This window comes from Bacillus sp. (in: firmicutes), assembly GCF_031983925.1.
GTDB classification, from domain to species: Bacteria; Bacillota; Bacilli; order Bacillales; family Bacillaceae_G; genus Bacillus_A; species Bacillus_A pacificus.
In genome coordinates, this window is the sequence record NZ_DALYZR010000011.1 from 59,966 (window position 1) to 84,617 (window position 24,652).

Genomic DNA, 24,652 nt, shown 5'->3' on the forward strand with positions numbered 1-24,652 from the left:
TTGCCTACTTCTTTATTTTTGCGTATCTTAAATCTGGTTTAGATCCAACATAATATTGAAGTCCAGATACCGTTTGTTTTTGTAAATAGGAATCCGACGGGAATATAATTGGAATTAATGGTGAATCTGTAAACATAATATCTTCTGCTTTATGCAATAAGTCAAAACGCTTATCTTCATTTTGTTCCACTTCTGCTTCCTTCACTAAAGCATCAAATTCTTTATTATGCCATTTTGCATAATTGTTTGGACCATCACCTGCATATAAATCTAATTTAGTAATTGGGTCTAATAGAGAACCGCCCCATCCCATATAAGCTAATTGGAAATCACTTTGCTTATATGTGTCGATGTAACTCTTCCACTCTTTATTTTCTAATTTAATATCTACACCAAGATTTTTCTTAAACATTTCTTGCATTGCTTCTGCTACTTTTTTATGTTGTGTATCTGTAGTGAATTTTAATGTTACTTCAGGTAATGTAGACCAGCCTTGTTCTTTCATACCTTCTTCTAATAATTTTTTCGCTTCTGCTGGATCAAATTTAACGTAACCACCTTTTTCTTTACGGAAATCACGCCCACTTTGTGTTTTTGCTCCTTCTGGAACGAATGCATTTGCTTCTTGTGCATTGTTTTTATACAGTTTTTCAACAATAAACTTACGATCAACTGCTAATGAGAATGCTTTACGTACTTTCGCATTTGTGAACGGCTCTTTTTCTACATTAAACGAATAAATATAAGATGAAAATCCTGCAACACGCTTGTATTCTTTATTTCCTTTTTCTTTCTCAATCATCTCTTGTGGTAAACCACTTAGTAAATCTAATTCTTTTGATTTGTATAATTGGTACGCTGTTTTAGAATCTGGAATAATACGAAACTCAATTTCTTTTAATGTTACCTTTTTATCATAGTATTCTTTATTTTTTTGTACTGTAATAGCCTGATTGTGCTTCCATTCTTTTAATGTGAATGGTCCGTTCGTAATTAACTCTTTTGGATCTGTTTTTAATTTATTATTATCATCAATTGATTTTTTAGATAATGGAATGAATAATGAGCTTGCCAATTTTTGTTTAATAGAAGACACTGGGTGCTCAAGTGTTACCTTTAATGTTTGAGGATCAATGACTTGAATGCCAACTTGTCCTTCTTCACCTTTTCCAGTATTGTATGCTTCTGCCCCTTTAATAAAATACATTTCTGTTGCATTCATAGAACCCGTTTTCGGATTTAATAATCGCTTCCATGCAAATTCAAAATCATTTGCTGTAATAGGAGAACCATCTGACCATTTAATATCTTTCTTTAAATGAATTGTATACTCAGTTCCATCAGCATTTACTTCTTCTTTCTCTGCTAATTCATTTTGATATTTCCCATCACTATCTTGCGTATATAAGCTTGAGAATAAATGTCCAATTACATAACCTGAAGTACTATCTGTCGCAATAGCGGAATCAAGTGTATATGGATCGCTACCAATATTCGTTACTAATCGATCTCCTTCCCCCTTACCAGCACTCGCCTTTTGCGTCTCTTTCTTACCGCAAGCGACAGAAGTAATTGCTAAAACAGTCATAATGACAAACAGTAAAAACTTCTTCATCCTACATTCTCCTTTAACCTGAAATTTTTGGTGTTGATGCTAATAATGTTTTTGTATAAGAATGTTGTGGATTACGGAATACTTCATCCGTATTTCCAAATTCAACAAGTTCTCCTTTATATAGGACAGCCACTTTTTCACATAAATAGTGAACCATCGGTAAATCGTGCGCGATAAATAAATATGTATAGCCTTGTTCTTTTTGAATCTTTTGCAGTAAATGTACAATTTGAATTTGCAATGAAACATCTAATGCTGAAATTGGTTCATCAAGAATCAATACTTCTGGCTCACACAATAACGCTCTTGCAATAGCGATACGTTGGCGTTGTCCTCCGCTAAATTCATGCGGATATCGATCAATATATCTTCTATCTAATCCAACACGCTCTAGCGCATCACCTGCTACTTTATCCTTCAACCCTTTATCACCTAAACCGAATGAAATATAACCTTCCGTTACGCTATCGCGTACTTTCCAGCGCGGATTTAATGCAGCTGTGGAATCTTGAAAAATAAACTGTACTTTCTGTAAGAAATCACGTTTATGAGCTGCCTTCAGTTTGTGAACGACTTGACCGTTATAATCAATTTCACCAGACGTTGGGCTCTCGATCCCAGCTATGAGCTTTCCAAGTGTTGTTTTTCCTGAACCACTTTCGCCAATAATGCCAAGCGTTGTTCCTTTCGGGATAGAAAGTGATATATCTTTTAATGCTGCGATTTCTTTATTTTTACTTCCATATGTTTTCGTTACTTGCTTTACAGTAATTAAATCTGTCGTCATGAGGCATTCACCTTCTCTTTTGATTTCGCCTTATTATGCTCCAGAACATGTTGCCAGCAATGTGAACTATGCTCCTTGGAATATGTTGTTCTCTCTGGGAAACGATGAATACATTCTTTTATCGCTACTGGGCAACGATTGACAAAAGGACAACCAAAGCTATTTAACGTCTCAATGGAAGGTGTCGTCCCTTCTATTGCACGTAATACTTTTTCAGAATCATCCATATTCGGAATTGCTTGTAATAAGCTTTTCGTGTATGGATGTTTAGGGGAACCTATCACTTCCTCTATCGTTCCTTTTTCAACAACACGTCCTCCATACATCACAACTACTCGATCCGCTACTTCACGTACAAGTGCTAAATCATGCGTAATTAGTAAAATACTCGTATTTTGCTTTTCCTTTCTTTCCTTTAATAACTCCATAATTTGCTTTTGAATTGTTACATCTAATGCTGTCGTAGGTTCATCCGCAATAACGAGTTTTGGGTGGCAGGCAAATGCGATTGCTAAACAAATACGTTGCCTCATGCCTCCGCTTAATTGATGTGGGTACTGTTCAAAGCGTTTCTCTGCTTCATGTATCCCTAAATCATTTAATAAGTTAATCGCAATTTCTTTTGCTTCTTTTTTCGATTTCTTTTCGTGTTGCAAAATCACCTCTGTAATTTGTCTTCCCACCTTCATCGTCGGATTTAAAGAGGACAGAGGGTCTTGGAAAATAAACGAAATATCTTTTCCACGAATTTGATTCCATTCTGATTCTTGTAGATTCGTTAATTCCTCTGATTCAAAAGATATATTTCCATCATCAATATGAATTGATTCTTGATTTAAGCCAATAATGGATTGTGCTGTAACACTTTTCCCTGAACCACTTTCTCCTACAAGTGCAACGATTTCACCTTCGCTAATAGAAAAGGAAACATGCTTCACAATTGCTTGTTTACTATTCTCTTTTTCAACGGCTAACGTTACGTTTTCTAAAGATAAGAGCTGTCCCATGTTTTTTCTCCTTTCGATTCTGTTTTACGATTTTTGGATCAATTGCATCTTGTAAACCATCACCAATTGCATTAAACGCGAACATAATGAGCGCAATCATGATTGCTGGGAAGAATAGCTGCCACCATTCTCCACTCAATAATGTCCCAAGTGCATCATTCGTCATCGTCCCCCAGCTTGCTGCTGGTGATTGCACTCCTAGTCCGATAAAGCTTAAAAATGATTCTGAGAAAATAGCTGCTGGAATTGTAAATGATAAATTTACGATAATAATGCCTGTTAAGTTCGGAATTAAATGCCCGTATATAATTTTCATATGTGATGTACCTAATCGCTCCGCTGCAATAACAAACTCTCTTTGTTTTAAAGATAAGACTTGTGCCCTAACGAGACGTGCCATACCAATCCATCCTGTTAATGCAAGGGCGATGATAATGGTAAAAAGACCTGGTTTCATAACAATTAATAGTAAAATAACAATTAATAAATATGGGATACCGTATAACACTTCGATTCCTCGTATAATCCACTCATCAATTAATGTCCCAAGGCGATTGCGCCCTCTTACATATCCACTAAATCCTCCGATTAGCACACCAAGTCCTATATCAAGAGCAGCTGCCACTAATCCAACTGTTAATGAAATTTTTCCACCAGCCCAAGTACGTGCCCATATGTCTCTTCCTAAATCATCAGTTCCGAACCAATGCTCGCTACTAGGAGGTAAATTCGTTGCTTCTTTCACTTGTTCACTCGCAGTAAATGACGTTAAACTTTCGCCAATTAATGAGAAAATAATAATGAGTAATAACGTCACTGTTCCTAAAACTGCGATTGGATTCGATATAAACTTACGAAACACTTCTTTCTTTCGGCTAATCTTTTGCTGATCTTTATTTATTGTTAATTCTTTTTTCTCTTCATTTGTTAATAACTGGTCATTAATTTCATAAGCCCCCATTTAAACATCTCCCTCCTTACGTAATAGAACGAATACGTGGATCAACAATACGATGAATAATATCTGTAATAAAAATACATACAATTAAAAGTGCACTATAAAAAATGGTTGTTCCCATAATCACTGGATAATCTCGATTAAAAATACTATCTACAAAATATTTTCCGAGACCAGGAATTGAAAAAATCTTTTCGATAACGAAAGTACCTGTTAAAAGTCCCGCCATTAATGGTCCAACAAATGTAAGTACTGGAACAATCGCATTTCGAAGAGCATGTCTTATAATAATCTTCTTAATCGGTATACCTTTCGCTCTCGCTAACTTAATATAATCACTCTGCAGTACTTCGATCATATTAGAGCGAACAAATCTTGTAATCACTGCGATTGGTCCTAACGCTAATGCAAAGGATGGCAATACCGTATGTTCAAATGTACCCCAAGAAGCTACTGGTAAGAGTTCGAATTGAATAGCGAATACTTGTATAAATAGTGGTGCTAAAATAAAACTCGGAATAGAAATACCGAGGATGGCAAGTAAACTTACACCGTAATCAATTACCTTCCCATGATAGAGAGCAGCAAATGTACCTGCAGCAATTCCGACTAGCAATGAAATAATAAGTGCTTGTAAACCAATAATTGCTGATGGACCAAAACCAGTTGTTATAATTTCTGATACACCTTGCCCGGTTGATTGAACAGATTCACCAAAATCAAAATGAACTACGCCGTCTAAATAAGCAACATATTGATTCCATAACGGTTCATCAAGGTGATACTTCGCTCTCATGTTTTGGATCACTTCTTCAGGAAAGATTTTTGCATCTGATGAAAATGGATCCCCCGGAATAATATGCATAATTAGAAATGTCACCGTCGTAATAACCCATAGCGTGAACACCATAACTGATAATTTTTTAATTACATACACTCCAATAACCCCCTAAACACATATATTTACTTAGTTTTATGAACGTACTTTTTCCATTACTCCCTTTTCTCTTTTTAGAATACAAAAAGCCTTGATCTTAAAAAATAAGATCAAGGCTTAATAAACAAAGGCCCATCACTTATCTTTCAAGACTTGCTTGCTGGAATTAGCACGGTGTTCCTATTACAGAACCCGCTGCTGAGGTGTCATAGGGCCAGTCCCTCTACCTCTCTGGATAAGTAAATTGCTATATTATTATTTGGTTCAAATTGTATATTTCGAATTATAATTCTGAAAAAACGAAAAGTCAATCAAATTGGATATATTTAGAAAAATCAGTTTTTAATACTTTCATTTATCTATGTCGTATTTCGCTTATAATAAAAAAAGATATGAAAGGAGTTATAAGATGGACCCCTTACTTCTAGCAACTATAGGATTACCATTAACAATCGTTATACTTGTTATCATTGGGTTTTATAAACTTTTCATTAAAAAGAAAAGCATTACCTCTTTTTACACCCCCTTTGATAATATTACTGGGCAAACTATTTCCGAATTTCACGAAGAACAGAAGGTATTAGTATCCGAGGATGAAGATGGCGATGGTAAGAGGAAAAAATAACCTTGCACAGGCAAGGTTATTTTTTCGTTTCTGCTTGAAAACGTTTATAGTATGTCGATGCTGTTGCAAAGTTAATTTCTATATCACGAATCAGCGATGAATCTTCTTCTTTCGCTAACTTCTGTAATTTTTTCATCGCTTGTTCCGATTCATTCAAGAAACCAACATATACTTCATGTTCTTGCTCTTTCGACTTTGGAACACGAATTTCTTTACGTATATGATCAATATCTTCTAACATGCTCGTCGTTACCTCTTGCACATCTTCTTTATATGCAGCATTCGTTATTTCCTTACCGCCCTTTTCTTTTGCTACTTCAAATAACTGTAGTGCTTTATTAATCTCTTTATTCATTTTCAAATCATATTTTTCATGTACTGCACGGTATTCTTTCATCTCTTCTGTTTGCTCAGTAGATTGTTCTACCTTTTCTTTCGGTTCTTTCGTATCTTTATTTCCATTACACCCTGCTAGAAGGAGCATACTTCCCATTACAGCAATACCCAAAACCTTCTTCATCTCTTCTTCTCCTTTTATCTACAGCTATTACTCATTATAGTTTCTTTTATCTCCACTTGTTATTATACCGAGAACATCCTACTTTTTACACTTAAGATGACATCGTAACATATATACCAACATGTTTGTCACAGTATCGTCACTTTATACAAATAACTTTTGCACTGCTTTACTACATCACCTTACAAAACTATATGAGGTATTTCAAAGAAATGAAAAAAAGAACTGATTCAAATATTACCTTTGAATCAGTTCTTTTTTGTTAAGCCTCTAAATTTTGTCTTTGTTGCAGTTCAAACTGCTTCTCACTTCTTCTGGCCATAAACAAATAACATAACACAGCACCAACTTCACAAAGAGCTATTACAACACCCATCGGTAATGCGGTGTTACTTCCCCCAATACCTACTAACGGTGCAACAAGTGCTCCTGAAATGAACTGTAATAAGCCTAATAAAGCTGATGCTGTTCCTGCAGCTTGTTTCTGATTTCTCATCGCTAACGAGAACCCAGTTGTTGAGACAACCCCAACACTTGATACGACAAGAAATAACGAGCATAAAACGCCAATTAACCCTATTCCTAGTAAGATTGTCAGTAGTAAAGATAAACCACCAACAGCTGCAATAATGATACCAGAGACAAATAATGTCTTCTCATTCACTTTCCCCGCTAAACGACCTGTTACCTGACTAGCAATAATAATACCAATACCATTGATTGCAAAGAATAAACTAAATTGCTGTGGTGATGCTCCGTATATGTTCTGCAACACAAATGGTGAGCCCGAAATGTATGCAAACATTGCCGCTGTTACTAATCCTTGTGACAATGCATATCCCATAAACAAACGATCCTTTAATAGTTTTCCGTACGTCGCTAACGTCCCTGACAAACCACCTGTTTCTCTTTCTTCAGGAGGTAATGTTTCACGCAATACGAAAGTAGCTGATATTAACATGAATACACTTATTGCTCCAAGAACGATGAAAACACCGCGCCACGTTGTAAATTGTAATAATTGTCCCCCAATAATCGGTGCCAAAATAGGCGCTGTTCCGTTTACTAACATAAGTAGTGAGAAGAACTTCGTCATTTCAGAACCTGAATACATGTCACGTACCATTGCACGTGATATAACAATCCCGGCTGATCCCGAAGCTCCTTGTAGGAAGCGTAATAACACTAACGTCCAAATAGATGGCGCAACAGCACAAAGTAAAGAAGAAGCAACATAAATAATGAGAGCAATAATAAGAGGTTTGCGTCTTCCGTAAATATCACTAATTGAGCCAACAAATAATTGTCCTACTGAAAGCCCAAGCAAACAAGCTGTTAATGTAAGTTGGGCTAGTGATGCACCTGTTTGCAAGTCATCCGTTAATTTCGGTAACGAAGGCAAATACATATCAATAGATAATGGCCCAATCGCCGTAAGTGTTCCTAATACAAGAATCATCCATAACCTGTTCATCTTTACAGGCTTATATATTTCCTGATTAACTTCATTCACTTTTTTCATTCACCCTTTCCTATACATACTAAATCGTAACAATTATAGTTACAACATAAACATACGTCAAGTATAGCGCATTTTCCTGTTTAATTTTGTAAAAAAAAGCGATAGAATTTCTATCGCTTTACTTGTTCAAATTACTATTTGTAAATTTAGATACGGAAGACATCGCCTCTCCTGTATCTAAATATGTGATTTGAATTGGATCTCCCACTTCTGTAAACATAGCATATGGGAATTTCTTCACAGGTATCATAAATACTTTTTGTTCATTCTCTAACAGTACGTACACGATTGTATTTTCACCTGATTTTTCTTTATATACACGTTGTACAGTGCCTTCTTTTTGCGCCTCTTTTCCATTTGAAGTCGGTCTAAATGAATCTCCGCTTCCACTCAGCGCATTTTTATAATTCTCAAGCGCTTCTTTTTGCGTCGAACCTGTTGCAAATATTTTCGCATTAGAAGCATAGATAACAGTATGGGCACGCACTAATCCTCCGTCATCAATAACAGGTACAATCCAAGAAGGTTTACCGTACACGTTATAAATAACCGGCATCGTTCCATGCCACTTTTCTCTCTTAAAAGAATTATCCACGACTTCCGAAGCAGCCGAACCATCCATAATTCCCTTTACTTCTTTTCCGTTATAGTAATACAACTTACCTGTACGCGCATCGATAAGTGAATAACCTAGTGCAGAATCTACTCCCTCTTTCGGAGAAGTGAAATCAGTAAAGTAATATAATGTTCCATCCTTACCGAAAATCGGTGTAACTCCTTCTTTCGTTCCCCACTCAGTCGGGATCTTCATATCAGTTTGCGAGAATTTTGTATTCCAAAATCCGTGAATATATTTACCGAAGTACGTATTTAACGTAGATGCAGTCTCGTGATTTAATACGCCATCAACAAATTTAGGTGCCTTTCCTTTATCGTATCTTTTCACTTCGCCTGTTTGTGCATCTACTACTACAACGCCCTCTACCTCAAATCCAGATCTTCCTGAAATAAATTCACCGTACGTCATTGTATAATACGGTTTCCCTTTATCATCCACTTCAAATTTAGGTTTTCCTTTAAAGATTAAATTTGGTTCTGCTTGCCTTACCACACGCTCTAAATTATTTCCGAAAAACATGCTTGGCACGTATTTCATTTTATAACCAAGGTGCAGTTTCGCTTCCGCATCAGGATTCGTACCTGACATCGTGACGTACCCTGGAATTGTCTCAGCTTTACGTGCTTTAAAAAACCCTGAAACTTCAATCGGTGCTACATATAAAGCCTCGCCATTTACCATTTGTGGCGTTAATTCTCCTAGCTCAAAATAAGCTACTTTCGGAATATCCCCAAATACTTTTTTCATCTTATTCTCCGCTGTCTTTGGCGGCACTGTAAATGGCTGATCATTTTCAGTAAATGGCTCTGAAATATCTTTCTCTACCTTTACAACAGAATCATATTTCTTTTGCGAGATTACTATATCGTGCAAATAACCAAAGTAGCCGTAACTTGCAAGTAAAACAAGCATTAGAAGTCCTTTTAACGTACCTTCTAATTTACCTATTTGATCTTGGGAAAATAAAACAAGCCCAATTAAAATCGCTACTGCAACAGAATAATGAGTAAGAATTGAATCTGCTCGATCATCAATTAGCCAAAAATATTCATAGATTGCAATACCTATCCAAAATAAAACTGGAATAACTAAAATAGATGATTTCTTACCCTTTACAACCTTCTCATCCCCTTTCTTATCCACTGCTCGAAGTTTACTACCGCTTCTTCTTGTCCATGGAATCAAAAACAAAGTGAGAATAGCTAAAATTAAAAATTTCATCAAAGGCAATGTCCCCTTTTCTTTTGTCTTCCCCTTTAGTATAACAAATAAAGGTTATTCAGGTAAAAATGGGAATCGTTATATTTTTTTACTACTTAATACAACCCCGCTCACTACATATAAGATAGATGCAATATAAAAAATCGTGCCGATCGTAAAGAAATCTACTAAATATCCTGTTGCAATAATTGCTACTGCCCCTCCAATCGATGTCCACACATGATATTTTCCAATCTCATAACCAGCATTTTCTTGTACAACTTTTCGTGCTAACGAAGTCTTCTCCGTATTACGCTGCACAGCCCCTAAAATACCCATTAAAATTTGAAGAATGTATACATGCCATACTTCTGTTGCAATAGGAAAACAAAGCATTAATATCGCCATGGACCAGGCGTATATAATTAATAACTTTCTATCACCTACTCTATCAGAGATTCTTCCAATTAACGGATATACTAGAGCTGAAGTTAAGGCAAATAAGCCATATGCCCAGCCAAACTGTGAGAAGCTATTTCCAACATTCCGAAGCAATAGAATGTAAAAAGGAAATACCATACTTCCAGCCATCATAATAATGCTTTGTGAAGCTACAAATCTTCTATATGTCATTTCGTATACTCCCTATAAAATAAATTCACAAATCTCTCTTTTGGATCCGCTTCTTTTTTCTTCTGAAGAAATTCTTCTATACGAGGATATGCTCTCCTTAACTGTTCTTTCGATGGATAAGAATAATACGGTAAATAATAACTACCGTTATGCTTTAACGTAACATCAATCATCTTCTGAATAACATTTTCTGTTTTCTTTATCTCATGTTCAGAACGCCCTTGATTAATTAAAAGAACCAGTGCAAACATATCATCTTTCGCATAGGATAAAACTGCATTTTCATTCTTTTCCACGTAACGAACCGTAATATTGAGCAAATTAAACTCTTCCTCATTTAATACGTTACGTAAATCATCTATGTATTCCGTGAAAAAATCTATAGGCACAAAATATTCTTGTAACACCTCTGTCCTATTCGGATTTTCATATTCCATAAAGGCACTATCTGACCTCATAACATTATTTCGCGTCTCATACTTTCCATCTGTACGTTCAAAATAACTTCTTTGTATATCCCAAAACGTATCTTTTCCCCAATCACTATAGCGTGATAATCCAAGTAAAAATTTAGGCGCTGCTATAATAGTTTCTTCTTTTAATTTACTATATTCCTCCCTCATATTTTGATTTTTTGCCAATGTATAATCTGTCACATACATTTCTCTAAAAAATGAATTTGGAGCAACAGAAATACGAGCTAAGTGCATACGAACATTTTCATCTTTTTTCACTTTCTCTTTGAAATAAGACGTGTATTCTTTATAATCTAGCATTTTCGTGTGCGTTTCATATAATTCATCATTTGTTAACTTTAAGGTCACATCTAAAATGACACCAAATAACCCGTAACCGCCAATGACATAAGGAAATAAATCTGCATTCTCTTCTCTACTTACATTACGCACCGTACCATCCGCCATTAACAATCTAAACGACTCTACTGTATCAATCAATGCTTCATGACGAATATCACGACCATGTACATTTACACTTAATGAACCACCAACCGTAAAAATATTTTGCGACTGCATCACCTGAACAGCAAGACCATATGGATTTACTTTCTTCTGAATGTCATTCCACGTGGCACCACTTTGAACTGTAATGCGCTTCTTCTCTGGATCAAATTCTAATATTTTATTATACCCTTTCATATCAAGCATCGTCCCATGGGGATAATATGTCTGCCCGCCCTGACTATGTTGCATACCAGCAATAGAAATCTTCTCTCCAGAAACATTCGCATCTTGCACTAATTTTATTAACGAGTGCTCATCCGTAGCACTTTCAACGCGTTTTATTTTTGTCGGGAGTAACTTTCCTACATCGCTCATAATCGGATGATTTAATTGCTCCTTATATGTATTTACAGATGTCACAAGCAACACTGTATAAGCCATCATAACCACCGCTATCTTTCTTTTTTTCAAATGACACTCTCCTCTTCTACATCTTTTCCTCTTCATATTGTACCTATTTTCCTATGAAATCTATATAATTTTTAATCTATATTCGCTATATAGCGACATGTTTAATGAAGACTTTAAATATGATATAAATAACAACAACTCATTTCAGGAGGTCATTATGAAAGCAATCATTTGCACACAGTATGGACCACCTAACGTTCTTCAGCTTCAAAATATAGAGAAACCTACCCCTAAAAAGAATGAAGTATTAGTTAAAATTCACGCAACAAGTGTATCGACTGGAGATTGTAGAATACGCGGATTTAATAGCCCTCTATTATTTTGGATTCCTATGCGGATCATATTAGGTTTTAGAAAACCGAGAAAGCCTATACTCGGTGTAGAGTTATCCGGCGAAATCGAAGAAATAGGAACAGCTGTAACTCAATTTAAAAAAGGAGATCAAATTTTTGCATTAACAGAACTAAACCTCGGCGGTTATGCCGAGTACACATGCGTACATGAAAGTGGATTAATAGCATTAAAACCTACCAATATGACATATGAAGAAGCAGCAGTTATTCCTTTTGGTGGAACTTCAGCATTGCATTTCCTGAGAAAGGGCCGTATAAAAAAAGGGCAACAAGTACTCATATATGGTGCCTCAGGATCGGTAGGAACAGCTGCTGTACAACTTGCTAAATATTTCGGTACGACCGTTACGGCTGTTTGTAGTAATTCAAATTTTGAACTCGTTCAATCTTTAGGAGCTGATAAAGTAATTGATTATACGAAAGAAGATTTTACTAAGGGGTGCGAGCGCTACGATATTATATTTGATGCAGTTGGGAAGTATAAAAAATCCCTTTGTACAAATACATTAACACCCAATGGAAAATATGTATCTGTTAATGGAATGATGGCAAAAGTAAGTAAAGAGGATATGATTCTACTAAAAAAACTAACTGAAACAGAACATTTAAAACCTGTTATTGATAGAACTTACCGATTAGAAGAAATTGCTGAAGCTCATATGTATGTGGAAAAGGGACATAAGAAAGGTAACGTTTCGATTACCTTAAAATAAAATATATTCAGAAAATAACGTTGACAATTCTTTTTGTAAGATTTACTATTAGTACCATATTAAAAAAACTACATACACATACTCTTATCAAGAGTGGCGGAGGGACTGGCCCGATGATGCCCGGCAACCGAGCTTATAACGTATAAGCTAAGGTGCTAATTCCTGCAAAACGAGTTCTCGTTTTGGAAGATAAGAGAGGAATCTATTTTGTCTATTCGGCACCTCTCTTATTTTTGAGAGGTGCTTTTTATTTTGGAACGTATATTTAAGGGGGAATTATAGATGAAGAAAGTATTATTAAGCATTGTAAGTGGGGCTGTATTATTATTAAGCGCATGTAGCGGGAGTTCAGATAAAGAAGTAAAAGCGTTAGATGAGAAAAAGATTACTGTCGGTGTAACAGGAGGGCCTCATGAACAAATTTTTGAAAAGGTAAAAGAAGTAGCAGCGAAAGACGGTCTCGAAATCGATATAAAAGTATTTAATGATTATGTAGCACCGAACGTATCCCTCGATGAAAAAAGCCTTGATGTAAATAGCTATCAAACGAAATCATATTTAGACGTATTTAAAGCGGAACGTAATATGAAATTAACCGAAGTATTTTCAACAGTAACATTCCCTATGGGCGTATATTCAAAAAGCTTAAAGGACGTAAAAGAATTAAAAGAGGGCGATGCAATTGCTGTACCGAATGACCCAACGAATGAACTTCGAGCTTTAAAACTATTTGAAAAAGCAGGTGTTTTAAAAGTTGATCCAAAGGCTACAGAAAAAGCGACTGCAAAAGATGTAATTGAAAATCCAAAAAATTTAAAGATTGTTGAATTAGAGGCATCTCAATTACCAACACAACTAAGTGAAGTAAAAGCAGCTGCAATTAATACAAACTTTGCATTAGGTGCAAAATTAAGCCCTGCAAAAGACTCTATCTTCCGCGAGGGAAAAGATTCACCATATGTGAACTGGGTCGTTGTTCGTACTGAAAATAAAGATGATGCTGTTATAAATAAACTAAAGAAAGCTTATCAATCTAAAGAAGTAAAAGAATTTATCGAGAAAAAATTTGATGGTTCTATTTTACCGTCTTGGTAGGAGCTGACGATAATGATTGAATTGAAAAATGTATCCAAAGTATTTACAACAAAAAAAGGGAATGTGGAAGCTCTTAAGTCTACTTCCCTTCAAGTAAAAAAGGGTGAAGTATTTGGAATCATTGGATATAGTGGCGCTGGCAAAAGTACATTAATTCGATGTGTAAATTTATTAGAAAAACCAACGACAGGAAATATCATTGTAAACAGCCAAGACTTAACAACTTTATCAGCAAAGGAACTAGCAAAAGCGAGACAAAAAATCGGGATGATTTTTCAAGGATTCAATTTACTTAAAACTGTTACCGTTTATGAAAATATCGCATTACCGTTACGTCTTGCTGGCATTTCAAAAGTAGAAATTGAAAAAAGAGTAGAAAAGTATTTACGCATTGTCGATCTTTTTACTCGAAAGGATGCCTATCCAAGTGAACTTTCTGGTGGCCAGAAACAACGTGTTGCCATTGCACGTGCACTATCACATGAACCTGAAGTGTTATTAAGCGACGAAGCAACGAGTGCTTTAGATCCAGAAACAACTGATTCTATTCTTGACCTATTATTAAAGATTAATGAAGAAATCGGGATTACAATTTTATTAATTACACATGAAATGAATGTCATCCAGCGTATATGCGACCGAGTTGCTGTTATGGAACATGGAGCAGTAGTCGAAAGTGGGACTGTGAAGGATATATTCACAAACCCACAACATGTAACAACGAAGAAATTTGTAAATAGCGCATTTGCAGCAAAAATTCCAGAAGATGTACAAAAAGAACTTCAAACTACTGGTGAAATTGTAACTCTTTCTTTTATAGGAAATTCTTCAGGAGAACCAGCATTAGCTGTCGCTACAAAACGATTCCAAGTATATCCGAATATTTTATCCGGTAATATTACTCAATTAAAACATGAAGCATACGGGAAACTTATCATTCATATGCAAGGGGAACAAAATGAAATCAACCGTGCTTTATCATTTTTACAAGAACAGGGAATCATCGTAGAAGGAGGTAGAACAGACCATGGAAAACAAGTCCTTTTTGGATGAATGGGGTAAAGTTATATGGGAGGCGACCATACAAACTTTTCAAATGACATCTATTTCATTACTCATCTCGATCCTTATTGCACTGCCACTTGGTGTCACACTTGTTTTAACAAGACCTGGTGGGCAGCACGAAAATAAAATCATTTATCCAATTCTTAATACAATTATTAATATCATTCGCTCTCTTCCGTTTATCATTCTATTATTCTTCATTTTACCTTTTACAAAGTTTCTAATGGGAACATCCATTGGTGTGCAAGGTGTTATCGTACCGCTTGTCGTCTTCACTGCTCCCTATATCGCAAGATTGATGGAAACAGCATTATTAGAAGTCGATCGTGGCGTGATTGAAGCTTACCAAGCGATGGGTGTTTCTACTATAAAAATTATTTGGCACGTTATGGTGAAAGAAGCTCGTCCCTCCCTTGTACTTGGATTAACAATTGCAACGATTGGCTTAATCGGCGCAACAGCAATGGCTGGTCTTGTCGGTGCTGGTGGACTAGGGGACTTAGCATATCGCTTCGGGCATTTACGCTATGAACCTGAAGTAATGTATGCAACTGTCTTTATTTTAATTATCCTCGTACAAGGATTGCAGTCTTTAGGGAATGGTGTTGCACGAAGATTGAAGAAAGATTAAAAAAGAAGGTATCTCACCAGTGTGAGATACCTTCTTTTTATCTTTTAAATCCACCTTCTGAATGAATAACTTGTCCCGTAATCCACTCTGCTTCTTCGCTTACTAAAAACTTAATGAGTCTTGCTGCATCCCTTGGTTCACCAATTCTGCCAAAAGGAAACATCGGCTTTAATCCTTGCTTTATCTCTTCAGTCATCCAGCCTGTATCGGTTGGACCTGGGTTAATTGCATTCACTGTTATTCCTAAATGAGCTACCTCGGCTGACAACGAACTAGTAAGAGCATCAATAGCTCCCTTCGTTGTTGCATACGCCAGTTCTCCAACCATAGGTCCTTGAAATTGCCCCGACGTCATATTTACAATTCTACCACCAGATTTTTTATCAAATCCTCGGGCAAATTGACTACTTAACAATGTAGTCGCACGAACATTGACCATGTAGTGCTTATCTAATTCTTCAGCAGTCAAATTAGAGAAGTCATTATTCGTAGAATACGCTGCATTATTAATTAATATATGAGGGTAACCTAGTTGTTCAGTAACTTTATTTATAAGCTCTTTCGGCGCATCATTCTGAGTTAAATCTAACTCCATGCTCAATACTTTCACACCGTTTTTTAGTAACTCTTCTTTTAATTGTATTTGTTCACTTTGATCAACGCCCCAAGGCATCTCTTTATCATACGCTGTCCAATAAGTAAAAAATATATCGTATCCTGCTTCAGCTAATTCTTTACAAATTGCTGCGCCTATACCATCTAGACGACTTACACCTGTAACGACTGCTATTTTATTTTTTAATTGATTCATCATATACTCCTCCAATTTAAAGGACGCATACTTTATATAAGAGATATGAATTTCCCTACACATTATCCTTACAAAAGGGATGTACAAGCCAAATATGCGGTCCTTGCATGATTTACAGATAGCTAAATAAACCCTCACTTACGAGAGAAAAATTTATCTATCTAGTTTCGAATCATTACAAGCTCATCCACATATTGAGTCCTTGTCTCCTTTCCGTATATCTCCAAATTTCATTTTAACATTAAAGATTTAATATTTCAAAAAATGAAATGATTACTCCTATTCATGAAGTATCATGTACTATAAAACGTAGTTAATAACGAATTTGCATTTAAGTGTATACATTTACTATTACCTATCCGTTGTATAAGTGTAGGGAGGAAAAATGATGAGAAAAGAAAATATATTGACCTCCTATCTTATCAATTTAGGGGAGGAAGTGTTCAAACTATTACTAGCGAAAGGGGCTATAAAAGAAGACGCAGAAGACATCATCCAAAATACTTTCTATAAAGTATACACATTGCTAGATAGCTTAACCGAGGATAACATACGTCCATGGTTTTTCAGAGTCGCATTAAATGAATACATTGACTTAAAGAGAAAAAAAGAGCAACAGAACATCTATTTAACTGAAGAGATTTATTCAAAATTACAATATACAGACCGAGAACTGGATGCTGTTTTAAATAAAGATGAGATTTTCTATCTATATATAAAACCAGAGAAATAATAAGAAAAGAGCCTAAGTATAGGCTCTTTTCTTACTTACTCCAAATTTAAACTCTTAAAGAACCACGAAATCCTCTAGCAGCATAGTATGAATCTGCTCCATTGTGGTACACAAAAACGTGTCCAAAGCGATAATCGCAAAATAGAGCTCCACCAAGCTCTCTAATATCTGAAGGCGTTTGTACCCAGCTTGATGATTTCATATCGAACTCCCCAAGTTGTTGCAACTGTCGATATTGTTCTTCTGTTAATAGTTCAATACCCATAGCAGTTACCACATCAATAACGTTATTTTCCGGTTTATGCTTCTTTCTTGCTTCTAACGCTTCAAGATCATAACAAAGGCTTCTACGACCTTTAGGACTCTCCTTTGAGCAATCGCAGAAAATATACTCGTCCTTCTCTTCATCATAACCAACAACATCCGGCTCACCGCCTGTTACTTCCATTTCATTAAGTGACCATAATTTTTCAGCATTAGCTTCTATCTTCGCTTCAACTTTAGCCCATTCAAGACCTTCATGGCGGTTCATGTTTTTCTCAAAACGAGCTTGTAATGCTTTTAATAGTTCTTCACGTTGTTCTACAGATAACTCATTTTTATTCACTGTCATATTCGTCCTCCGAATTACGTTTCCTTATAATCATAACGGTTTGCATACAGTTTACAACAATCTGACCCGATTACACAACGAAAAATCCCTGTACGAATATCCATTATATAGTACGAAATCCCTCCATACTTTCCCCAAGAATATAATGTGAAAACCACATCAAGTTCTGCTTCATAATAGCTACATTCATTCCTGGCTGATCAGAACTATATGCCATTCCTTTAAATATCATTAATTCTGTATCAACTTCCATTTCTCTTAATCCTTCATATAGCTCATATGCATTTGTAATGGGAATTCTTACATCCTTTTCTCCGTGTTGAATTAACGTAGGCGTACAGGCTGATTTAATATATGTCATTGGTGATGTCTTCTTATATATCTCTGGGTCATTCCATGGATTATTTCCTAAATACATGCTAATAAAGTAAGGGATATCGGTATTTACATAATGGGTACTCCAGTTCGTAATTCCGCCTCCAACTGAAATAGCCTTAAATCTACTGCTAAATGTCGAACAGAAAGCTGATATATATCCTCCGTTACTCCATCCCATAGCTCCTACTCTATCTTTATCTACAATCCCTTGTTCAACTAGTGCATCCACTCCAGATATAACATCATCATAATCAGCAAATCCTTGTTTTCTATAGTTTGCTTTTAAAAATTCATTACCGTAACCAGAACTTCCTCTATAGTTTGGTTCTAAAACGATAAAGCCTTTTTCAACAAACTGTTCAATAGGATATTTCTCATTGAAGCAGTCTGAAAATATCGGGAAGGATGCCCAAGCCGGACCTCCATGAATTACTACTAATAAAGGATATTTTTTATTTGCGTCAAACTCTACTGGGATTGATAAAATACCCTCTATTTCAAGACCATCACTATTTTTCCACGAGATGATTTCCCTGTTACTTTTAAGCTTCCCGTCGAAAAAGCTATTTTCATTCGTTATTTTTTTATCATCCAAATAGATTTCAAAAGTTTCATTTGTTATAGCCTTATTATAGGTTATATGATTTCCATCTCTTGTTATAGAAGCATCCATTATAAAGCCATCTATTTTGTCGCTTAATGCTTTCACAGTGCCATCTTCAGCTAGTAATCCAATACGATAATTCGTTTTATCCTGCCATCTAATTAAAATTCCTTTAGCTGTCCACTGTAATGGCATAACCGTACTATCAAAGTTTGTTAAGGGCTGAATCACCTCTCCAGTATTCATATCATATATCTCTAATGTACTCTCTTGTATATGGTTTCTATAATACTCCTTCTCTCTTATGCTTGCTGCGTAGCACATTTTACTGCCCTCAGGAGAAAAGCAAACGCTCCCGCCCAACAACCTATCTACATTCATCTTTTGTAGTTCCTCAGCTTCAACATCTAATATATATAGATCACCATTCATATGATCGTTTAGGCTTGGTGTAGCCATACATACAACCTTTTTCCCATCATTTGAAATATCAAAGTCATGGATATAAAAATCCTTACCATCCGTTAATTGATAAACACCGTTAATCTCTCGTTCCTCTTTATCATTTTGTATCACTTTTTCTATTTCAATGTAGCATAAACAATTATTTTGATGTTCCTTACCTACATGTTGAAAACCTCCATATAGCTCCTTACGTTTCTTTATTTCCTCACATTCTTTTGACTGTGTAATATAATAAAAACCTTTACCGGTAGGATCCCATTTGAATGTACTAATCCCTTCTTCCTCATGAGTAATTTGCACCCCACCATAACCATCTAGTAACTTAACAAAGATTTGATTTTTCCCATTATCAACAGGGCTAAGGTATGCAATATCCTTGGAATTTGGAGACCATAACGGGCATGTACTATCTATATTCTCATTTGCTAATGGATAACTTTGCCCTTTATCTTTTTCATATATCCATACATGACTTCTATACGTATTGTCTTCCCAGTTAGCTATCCTCTTAATAAACGCTACGTTTTTGCCATCATCACTTATATTGGTACTTGATAAGGTTGGTAATGAAATAATCTCTTCTATACTTAAATATGTTTTTTCTTTCACGTTCATTAATAAGCCCCCTTGTAATACCTAGTAATCTATCCCCTCTTCTTTTCATAATAAAGGAAATTGTTCACGAATACTTAAAATGATAATTAAAAATTCAGATAAAATAAAGTAGTACTTTAGTAGCGTACGGGCATCCTAACTTTCTCCTATCGATCTTAGATGTTCTTTTTAACACAAAAATCCCCCTTTAGATACAATATCTAAAAGGGGGACAAATTTGTAAATTTATTTTAAAGCTATAACTATATGTTTGATTAAAAAAATGTTTTAGACTAATATCACTGTTGCAGCAACATTCCTGTATTGTAATAACTACTTCATTTAATAAAATAGTCTTAGACTAGTACATAAACTTTTTCTATCCCCCCGCTAATAATATAGAATAAAGTATTAGACTAGAACAAAAACCCTACATGAATCCCTATAAATCTGATCCAATTACATGTGGGTATTTAATAATAATTTTTAAAACGCATTACCATTTTACAAAATTTTAAAAATAATTTAAAATTTAAATATAAAATACAATTACAAACTAAACTAGGAGTGATAATATGTCTACATTCACTATTTATGAAGATGGAACAAACTTCATAAACGCTTTTGAAGCTACAGACACTTCATCAGATGTAAATCAAGTTAGTGAAGAGGTTAAAGCACATACCAAAGCAGTGTTGCAAGAACATGAAGGAAAAAGAATTAATAAGATAAGCTTCACATCTAAATTATTTGGTTTTGACAACCACGATGCTAGCAAATATACATACCGTTTTTATGCTGTTGGAGTTACATATGAAGACGGAACAGCTAAGTCTTATCGAGTAAAAGGAGAATATGAAAACTAAAAATATAATAAAACGGTAGTTCAATCACAATTGCTACCGTTTTTTCTTTACATGTAAACAATTCAATACCTTTTATATAATAAAAAGGTGGTATTTTTTAGCTGCATTACATTTCATAGTTGATTTGTAAATATAAAAAGACCCTTCTCATTTTTAAGAAGGGTCTTTTTTATACACTTTGCTTTAATTCTTCAATCATCGTCAATACTTCATCTTCCGATAAATCTTTCCACATTTTGGTGTAATTACCTTTTTTTCTTTTTTCTTCATATTCATTTTTTATTGCAAAATACTTACCTAGCTCTTCTTCACGATTTTCAGGAAGTGCAACTCTTCCAAAATGGCTACCAAAATGTTGCGACAATTGTTCAATATAAGGACTTTTTACTCTTAATCTTTGCCCTTGTGTTTTACCAAAAGTATTTAATAATTTCCAAGGTAAAGATGCAAGAGCATCAAAGTGTACTATTTGATGACCCATTTTAATCGGTCCATTTGACGGTTCTAATAAAAACAATTGAGGTTTTTCCAATTTCGCAATCGGAGCTAACTTATTTTTTCCTACTTCATTTTTTCTAACATCTTGAAGAGTTCCAACTAAAACCGTTTTTAGTTTAGGGGAATCCTGTCCATCTCTTACTTCAAGATCACATGCTTGGTTCAAAATAATAACATTTGCTCTATATATATTTGTTGTCAATTCACGTTCTTCAATTTTATCAAAGTCTGCAGCATCTAAATCATCACTAGGATAAATAGGGACAAATAGGGGACAATTAAAAAGTATATCCCCTTGGGAAATATTCTCTGTAGGGTTTATAATTTCGTACCAATTATTTTCCATTTTATATTCCTTTTTCTCAGTCTAACGAAGGGAATATAAAATCCCCGCCATGTACGACTTTACTCTTAACTTGTTTTTCAAATTTAAATACGTGTTTAATATCCTCAACTTCATCCCAAGTAGCATACTCAAAATCCTCGTTTAATTCTGGTTCTAAAAATCCTGCATTGATTACTTTGCTGTGAATTGTTTTTTCATATTCGAAGAGAGGGGGTCCTTGATATTTCAGAACTATCGCCTCCTTAGTTGTATCCGTCCAAAACATTATATCTGCAATTTCATTCGTTACACTATAATCTATTCCATCATTAATTAAATGATGACTGATCTTTCTATTCTCTACGGAAGGATTAATTTGAATTTCATTCCCATTGGAATATTTTATTACTCCTTCATATGAGTTTTCCATTTCTTTAGAAGATCGATCAGTATAATTCAAAACACTTGAGACATTACTTAATCCCCAACTAGCAACCAGAGTGCCTGTTGCTAGGAATTTCACAGCAAACTTAGTGAATGAATTATCAACGGAGTTACTTGGATAACTTATGATAGGATCTGTTATCATCATTGTAACTTCTCCTTCCCTTTAACATTAATTGGGAATTCTCCCAAACTTTCTCCATCTAAAAATACCTCAGAGATATACGTCCCCTCATTTCTGAAGACAACATTTTGAAATCCAAAGTTTAACATAATACCTCTCATGTCTAGTGGTAAATCATATATACTCGGATCATTTACTCTCGGAAAGTTTATTTCACCAGTATCAATTAATGGCGCTTCACCATTTACAGGTGTCTTAAACTTAAATTGGAAAATATGATCTTTATCCACATCAATACCTATTATCCCCATGGAAACAGAAAAAGAAAGTGTGCCAGGAATAAACATGGGCGTAAAAATAAGTAAAGGTGCAACGATATGAAGTCGTTGTCCATTCGGTACTGTCTCATTTACTGCGCCTTCTGAATACATAAAAGTTGAAATCTTAGGCATTATAAATACCTCCATCATTACTTGTCTAAATTTTAATAAAAATAAAAACACCTTTTTAAAAAGTGCCTCTAAAAGTTGAAATGCGCAAAGCCTATACTTCTTACTACCTATATTATACCTTACAGAACGCGATTTTTGTCGAATCATGAAAAAATATATGATTTTTATATCTTTTAATTATCTTAATTCTTCCACATCTTATTCATTTTTCCCTACTTATCATTAAACATACCTTAATTTGTATCAACTAAATGTTCTCCTCAAAATATAGCCTACAGTTCATAATTAGCTTTATTCATATCTGTGTAGCCTTTTCAATTATCTTGAATGATTTTAAAAATCATCACCCTTTGAATACACGATAGAAAATCTAGAAGAAAAATTTAAAAAACAATACAACTAATTTTTATTTTCTTGTAACCCCTTAATCCTCTTTCCTAAACGTTCACCCCAGAATTTGGCTATTCCGTTTGTGTGCTTCATAAAACAAAAGTTATACATTCTATCTTGATTAAGCTTCTCTCTATTCCACGAACCTCGATTATCAATTAATAGATGAATAACCCTCCACACTAACTTTTTATGAAGTGATTCAAAATTCTTACTTTGCTTAGACACAACCACCAAAGTAGAAATTGATTTATAATCTGGTCGCCCCATCTCAATTAGTAAAACTTCCCTTTCATCATCAACTTTTAATAGTACATACATAAACTTTCTTCTTACATGCTCCGTAATGAAGCTGATTCCCAAATCCCCCGGTAAATCAGCAATCTGAATATCTAGGACTTTTATATCATTATTTATAATCAAATGTCTTACAGCATTCATAAAATCTTCGAGGCCGCTATCCTTTGTTTCAAACTCTACCTCTAGGGATTCAAACTCTACAGGTTTTACTTTTCCACCTCTAGATGCTTGAACTGTTGTGACAATGTTGGAAGCAGTTTTCTCAACATTGTCTGCATCTGTACCTATTCGCTTTGTAGCCACTTTATCGCTATCTAATATTTCAACATTTGGTTTTGTTGTGAATTTTAATTTTGTAGATTTTACTTTAACATGTGAAGTAACTTTTTCATTTAATGAGGGTGAAAGTGAGTCATCTAAGACTCCTTCTTTCTTATCAATTGAGGTCTTGGTGTTTTTTGTAGCTTTTTCATCTTTTTCATATAACTTTATTACTTTTTTTCCACCATGTTCTACAGTTACCTTTTTAAACGGGTGGTAAAGTCCTGAAGCTTCTACAATTTCTAATACTAATATTACATTACCTACTTCCCTACATCTTACTTTTAAAGAACAGGTTCCGGATAACGGCATATTAACCTGTACCTTACTATTTCCTTGCTGAAGGGAATCTTCTGGATTATAAAGAGACTTATAAAAATGATGCCAAGTATCATTTGCCTTTTCGTTATACATTAACCAAATGAAATGGTTAATTAAATTTTTAGTAACATATGATTTCGGAATGCTGTCATTTAGCTTTAATATTAATTCTCTACCATGCTCTTCAACTTCATCAATTAAATACTGTAATCCAACGGGATCTATAAGAGCATTTGCCAAAAAACGTGAAGGTGCTAATAAAGCCCTTGCTATTTCAATACAAGGAATCACTAATAATTTATCCCCATAAGTAACACTCCAACAATTTTCATCATAATTCTTTGGATACTGCAATAAGTATAAATTTTTCGGGATACATTGCACAGCGGGTTTTATGCTACCCTCATCAACATTTAACATTTGAATGTTTTTTATGTATCCTTCCGATTCACGTAATGGTTTTCCATTTACTATGTATTGTCCTAGACGTAACCATGGTAATGATCCAAAAGGTATTGTTGCCCTTTTCTTAATACTTCGATCTTCTCGTTGCAATATAACGTCTAATACCCATTCTTTATTTTCAACTCGATATGGTGATCGAAACCAATGTACCTTTATTCGCTCATCTTCTTGAAATGGCCACTTTTTAAACTGTAAACTCTCCATTGTACATTTCCCCCATTCCCCGATAAAACAT

23 protein-coding genes, 1 pseudogene and 2 riboswitches are annotated in these 24,652 nt (G+C 34.8%); of the genes and pseudogenes, 7 read left to right on the plus strand and 17 right to left on the minus strand.

Annotated features, from left to right (window positions below; translation table 11 throughout):
- Positions 1–4: 4 nt before the first annotated feature.
- From RTP99_RS23035 to RTP99_RS23055, 5 genes are read right to left on the minus strand one after another with little or no spacing between them, the layout of a single operon-like run.
- Positions 5–1,615 (minus strand): peptide ABC transporter substrate-binding protein, encoded by a 1,611-nt coding sequence (locus RTP99_RS23035; RefSeq protein ID WP_000714111.1) that lies wholly within the window; start codon positions 1,613–1,615, stop codon positions 5–7.
- Between the two features lie 13 nt (positions 1,616–1,628).
- Positions 1,629–2,402 (minus strand): ABC transporter ATP-binding protein, encoded by a 774-nt coding sequence (locus RTP99_RS23040; RefSeq protein ID WP_000205672.1) that lies wholly within the window; start codon positions 2,400–2,402, stop codon positions 1,629–1,631.
- On the minus strand, positions 2,399–3,409 hold the full coding sequence (locus tag RTP99_RS23045; protein ID WP_000531253.1) for an ABC transporter ATP-binding protein: 1,011 nt from the start codon (positions 3,407–3,409) through the stop codon (positions 2,399–2,401). Before RTP99_RS23045 ends, RTP99_RS23040 begins: the two co-directional genes overlap by 4 nt.
- Positions 3,366–4,370, minus strand: coding sequence for an ABC transporter permease (locus tag RTP99_RS23050; protein ID WP_000501518.1), 1,005 nt, complete (start codon positions 4,368–4,370; stop codon positions 3,366–3,368). Before RTP99_RS23050 ends, RTP99_RS23045 begins: the two co-directional genes overlap by 44 nt.
- A gap of 16 nt (positions 4,371–4,386) precedes the next feature.
- On the minus strand, positions 4,387–5,304 hold the full coding sequence (locus RTP99_RS23055) for an ABC transporter permease (protein WP_000289310.1): 918 nt from the start codon (positions 5,302–5,304) through the stop codon (positions 4,387–4,389).
- 136 nt (positions 5,305–5,440) lie between these two features.
- Positions 5,441–5,546: riboswitch (SAM riboswitch) on the minus strand.
- 167 nt (positions 5,547–5,713) lie between these two features.
- On the opposite strand from RTP99_RS23055, the gene RTP99_RS23060 reads away from it, so the two are divergent.
- On the plus strand, positions 5,714–5,929 hold the full coding sequence (locus RTP99_RS23060; protein WP_000371391.1) for a DUF3951 domain-containing protein: 216 nt from the start codon (positions 5,714–5,716) through the stop codon (positions 5,927–5,929).
- Positions 5,930–5,945: 16 nt separating this feature from the next.
- Here RTP99_RS23060 and RTP99_RS23065 read toward each other — a convergent pair whose 3' ends face one another.
- From RTP99_RS23065 to RTP99_RS23085, 5 genes are all read right to left on the minus strand, one after another.
- Positions 5,946–6,449 carry a hypothetical protein gene (locus RTP99_RS23065; RefSeq protein ID WP_000756542.1) on the minus strand — a complete coding sequence of 168 codons (504 nt, stop codon included), beginning with the start codon at positions 6,447–6,449 and terminating at the stop codon, positions 5,946–5,948.
- A gap of 262 nt (positions 6,450–6,711) precedes the next feature.
- Positions 6,712–7,971, minus strand: a complete 1,260-nt coding sequence (locus RTP99_RS23070) for a multidrug effflux MFS transporter (protein ID WP_000757479.1) — start codon at positions 7,969–7,971, stop codon at positions 6,712–6,714.
- Positions 7,972–8,089: 118 nt separating this feature from the next.
- Positions 8,090–9,811: a DUF3981 domain-containing protein gene (locus RTP99_RS23075; RefSeq protein WP_000670270.1), complete on the minus strand. Its 1,722-nt coding sequence runs from the start codon at positions 9,809–9,811 to the stop codon at positions 8,090–8,092.
- 78 nt (positions 9,812–9,889) lie between these two features.
- Positions 9,890–10,423 (minus strand): MFS transporter, encoded by a 534-nt coding sequence (locus RTP99_RS23080; protein WP_000222354.1) that lies wholly within the window; start codon positions 10,421–10,423, stop codon positions 9,890–9,892.
- Positions 10,420–11,856 (minus strand): FAD-binding oxidoreductase, encoded by a 1,437-nt coding sequence (locus RTP99_RS23085; protein WP_000746292.1) that lies wholly within the window; start codon positions 11,854–11,856, stop codon positions 10,420–10,422. The genes RTP99_RS23080 and RTP99_RS23085 overlap by 4 nt, the downstream gene beginning before the upstream one ends.
- 157 nt (positions 11,857–12,013) lie before the next feature.
- Between RTP99_RS23085 and RTP99_RS23090 the strand changes: the two genes are divergently transcribed.
- From RTP99_RS23090 to RTP99_RS23105, 4 genes are all read left to right on the plus strand, one after another.
- Positions 12,014–12,922, plus strand: coding sequence for an NAD(P)-dependent alcohol dehydrogenase (locus tag RTP99_RS23090; protein ID WP_000643895.1), 909 nt, complete (start codon positions 12,014–12,016; stop codon positions 12,920–12,922).
- 81 nt (positions 12,923–13,003) lie between these two features.
- A riboswitch (SAM riboswitch) is annotated at positions 13,004–13,118 on the plus strand.
- Positions 13,119–13,204: 86 nt separating this feature from the next.
- Positions 13,205–14,017, plus strand: a complete 813-nt coding sequence (locus RTP99_RS23095; protein ID WP_000757001.1) for a MetQ/NlpA family ABC transporter substrate-binding protein — start codon at positions 13,205–13,207, stop codon at positions 14,015–14,017.
- Positions 14,018–14,029: 12 nt separating this feature from the next.
- The gene (locus RTP99_RS23100; protein WP_000571364.1) at positions 14,030–15,070 is read left to right on the plus strand and encodes a methionine ABC transporter ATP-binding protein; all 1,041 of its coding nucleotides are present in this window, start codon (positions 14,030–14,032) and stop codon (positions 15,068–15,070) included.
- Complete coding sequence (locus tag RTP99_RS23105; protein WP_000428871.1) at positions 15,045–15,713, plus strand: methionine ABC transporter permease; 669 nt, start codon at positions 15,045–15,047, stop codon at positions 15,711–15,713. Before RTP99_RS23100 ends, RTP99_RS23105 begins: the two co-directional genes overlap by 26 nt.
- Before the next feature lie 37 nt (positions 15,714–15,750).
- Here the strand turns inward: RTP99_RS23105 and RTP99_RS23110 are convergent, their stop codons facing one another.
- Complete coding sequence (locus RTP99_RS23110; protein ID WP_041184637.1) at positions 15,751–16,527, minus strand: SDR family oxidoreductase; 777 nt, start codon at positions 16,525–16,527, stop codon at positions 15,751–15,753.
- 385 nt (positions 16,528–16,912) lie between these two features.
- Between RTP99_RS23110 and RTP99_RS23115 the strand changes: the two are divergent.
- Positions 16,913–17,236 (plus strand): annotated as a pseudogene (locus RTP99_RS23115) (RNA polymerase sigma factor); the annotation flags it as partial.
- Between the two features lie 67 nt (positions 17,237–17,303).
- Here RTP99_RS23115 and RTP99_RS23120 read toward each other — a convergent pair.
- Entirely contained in the window at positions 17,304–17,870 is a 567-nt protein-coding gene (locus tag RTP99_RS23120) for a DUF4256 domain-containing protein (RefSeq protein WP_000217770.1), read from the minus strand.
- 103 nt (positions 17,871–17,973) lie between these two features.
- Entirely contained in the window at positions 17,974–19,932 is a 1,959-nt protein-coding gene (locus RTP99_RS23125) for a S9 family peptidase (RefSeq protein WP_001101059.1), read from the minus strand.
- A gap of 554 nt (positions 19,933–20,486) precedes the next feature.
- On the opposite strand from RTP99_RS23125, the gene RTP99_RS23130 reads away from it, so the two are divergent.
- Positions 20,487–20,777 (plus strand): hypothetical protein, encoded by a 291-nt coding sequence (locus tag RTP99_RS23130; RefSeq protein WP_000103019.1) that lies wholly within the window; start codon positions 20,487–20,489, stop codon positions 20,775–20,777.
- Positions 20,778–20,946: 169 nt separating this feature from the next.
- On the opposite strand, the gene RTP99_RS23135 is transcribed toward RTP99_RS23130, so the two are convergent.
- The 4 genes from RTP99_RS23135 to RTP99_RS23150 form a co-directional block, all read right to left on the minus strand.
- Positions 20,947–21,621, minus strand: a complete 675-nt coding sequence (locus tag RTP99_RS23135; RefSeq protein ID WP_000431117.1) for a hypothetical protein — start codon at positions 21,619–21,621, stop codon at positions 20,947–20,949.
- A gap of 16 nt (positions 21,622–21,637) precedes the next feature.
- Positions 21,638–22,192: a hypothetical protein gene (locus RTP99_RS23140; RefSeq protein WP_000973553.1), complete on the minus strand. Its 555-nt coding sequence runs from the start codon at positions 22,190–22,192 to the stop codon at positions 21,638–21,640.
- A complete protein-coding gene (locus RTP99_RS23145; RefSeq protein WP_001124401.1) occupies positions 22,189–22,620 on the minus strand; it encodes a hypothetical protein in 432 nt (143 codons plus the stop codon). The genes RTP99_RS23140 and RTP99_RS23145 overlap by 4 nt, the downstream gene beginning before the upstream one ends.
- 399 nt (positions 22,621–23,019) lie before the next feature.
- Complete coding sequence (locus RTP99_RS23150) at positions 23,020–24,621, minus strand: Tn7-like element transposition protein TnsE (protein WP_000445074.1); 1,602 nt, start codon at positions 24,619–24,621, stop codon at positions 23,020–23,022.
- Positions 24,622–24,652: the final 31 nt, after the last annotated feature.

Coding starts and splice junctions, on each gene's coding strand:
- RTP99_RS23035 (WP_000714111.1), bottom strand. CDS start 1,615: ATGAAGAAGTTTTTACTGTTTGTCATTATGACTGTTTTAGCAATTACT.
- RTP99_RS23040 (WP_000205672.1), bottom strand. CDS start 2,402: ATGACGACAGATTTAATTACTGTAAAGCAAGTAACGAAAACATATGGA.
- RTP99_RS23045 (WP_000531253.1), bottom strand. CDS start 3,409: ATGGGACAGCTCTTATCTTTAGAAAACGTAACGTTAGCCGTTGAAAAA.
- RTP99_RS23050 (WP_000501518.1), bottom strand. CDS start 4,370: ATGGGGGCTTATGAAATTAATGACCAGTTATTAACAAATGAAGAGAAA.
- RTP99_RS23060 (WP_000371391.1), top strand. CDS start 5,714: ATGGACCCCTTACTTCTAGCAACTATAGGATTACCATTAACAATCGTT.
- RTP99_RS23065 (WP_000756542.1), bottom strand. CDS start 6,449: ATGAAGAAGGTTTTGGGTATTGCTGTAATGGGAAGTATGCTCCTTCTA.
- RTP99_RS23070 (WP_000757479.1), bottom strand. CDS start 7,971: ATGAAAAAAGTGAATGAAGTTAATCAGGAAATATATAAGCCTGTAAAG.
- RTP99_RS23075 (WP_000670270.1), bottom strand. CDS start 9,811: ATGAAATTTTTAATTTTAGCTATTCTCACTTTGTTTTTGATTCCATGG.
- RTP99_RS23080 (WP_000222354.1), bottom strand. CDS start 10,423: ATGACATATAGAAGATTTGTAGCTTCACAAAGCATTATTATGATGGCT.
- RTP99_RS23090 (WP_000643895.1), top strand. CDS start 12,014: ATGAAAGCAATCATTTGCACACAGTATGGACCACCTAACGTTCTTCAG.
- RTP99_RS23095 (WP_000757001.1), top strand. CDS start 13,205: ATGAAGAAAGTATTATTAAGCATTGTAAGTGGGGCTGTATTATTATTA.
- RTP99_RS23100 (WP_000571364.1), top strand. CDS start 14,030: ATGATTGAATTGAAAAATGTATCCAAAGTATTTACAACAAAAAAAGGG.
- RTP99_RS23105 (WP_000428871.1), top strand. CDS start 15,045: ATGGAAAACAAGTCCTTTTTGGATGAATGGGGTAAAGTTATATGGGAG.
- RTP99_RS23110 (WP_041184637.1), bottom strand. CDS start 16,527: ATGATGAATCAATTAAAAAATAAAATAGCAGTCGTTACAGGTGTAAGT.
- RTP99_RS23120 (WP_000217770.1), bottom strand. CDS start 17,870: ATGACAGTGAATAAAAATGAGTTATCTGTAGAACAACGTGAAGAACTA.
- RTP99_RS23125 (WP_001101059.1), bottom strand. CDS start 19,932: ATGAACGTGAAAGAAAAAACATATTTAAGTATAGAAGAGATTATTTCA.
- RTP99_RS23130 (WP_000103019.1), top strand. CDS start 20,487: ATGTCTACATTCACTATTTATGAAGATGGAACAAACTTCATAAACGCT.
- RTP99_RS23135 (WP_000431117.1), bottom strand. CDS start 21,621: ATGGAAAATAATTGGTACGAAATTATAAACCCTACAGAGAATATTTCC.
- RTP99_RS23140 (WP_000973553.1), bottom strand. CDS start 22,192: ATGATGATAACAGATCCTATCATAAGTTATCCAAGTAACTCCGTTGAT.
- RTP99_RS23145 (WP_001124401.1), bottom strand. CDS start 22,620: ATGCCTAAGATTTCAACTTTTATGTATTCAGAAGGCGCAGTAAATGAG.
- RTP99_RS23150 (WP_000445074.1), bottom strand. CDS start 24,621: ATGGAGAGTTTACAGTTTAAAAAGTGGCCATTTCAAGAAGATGAGCGA.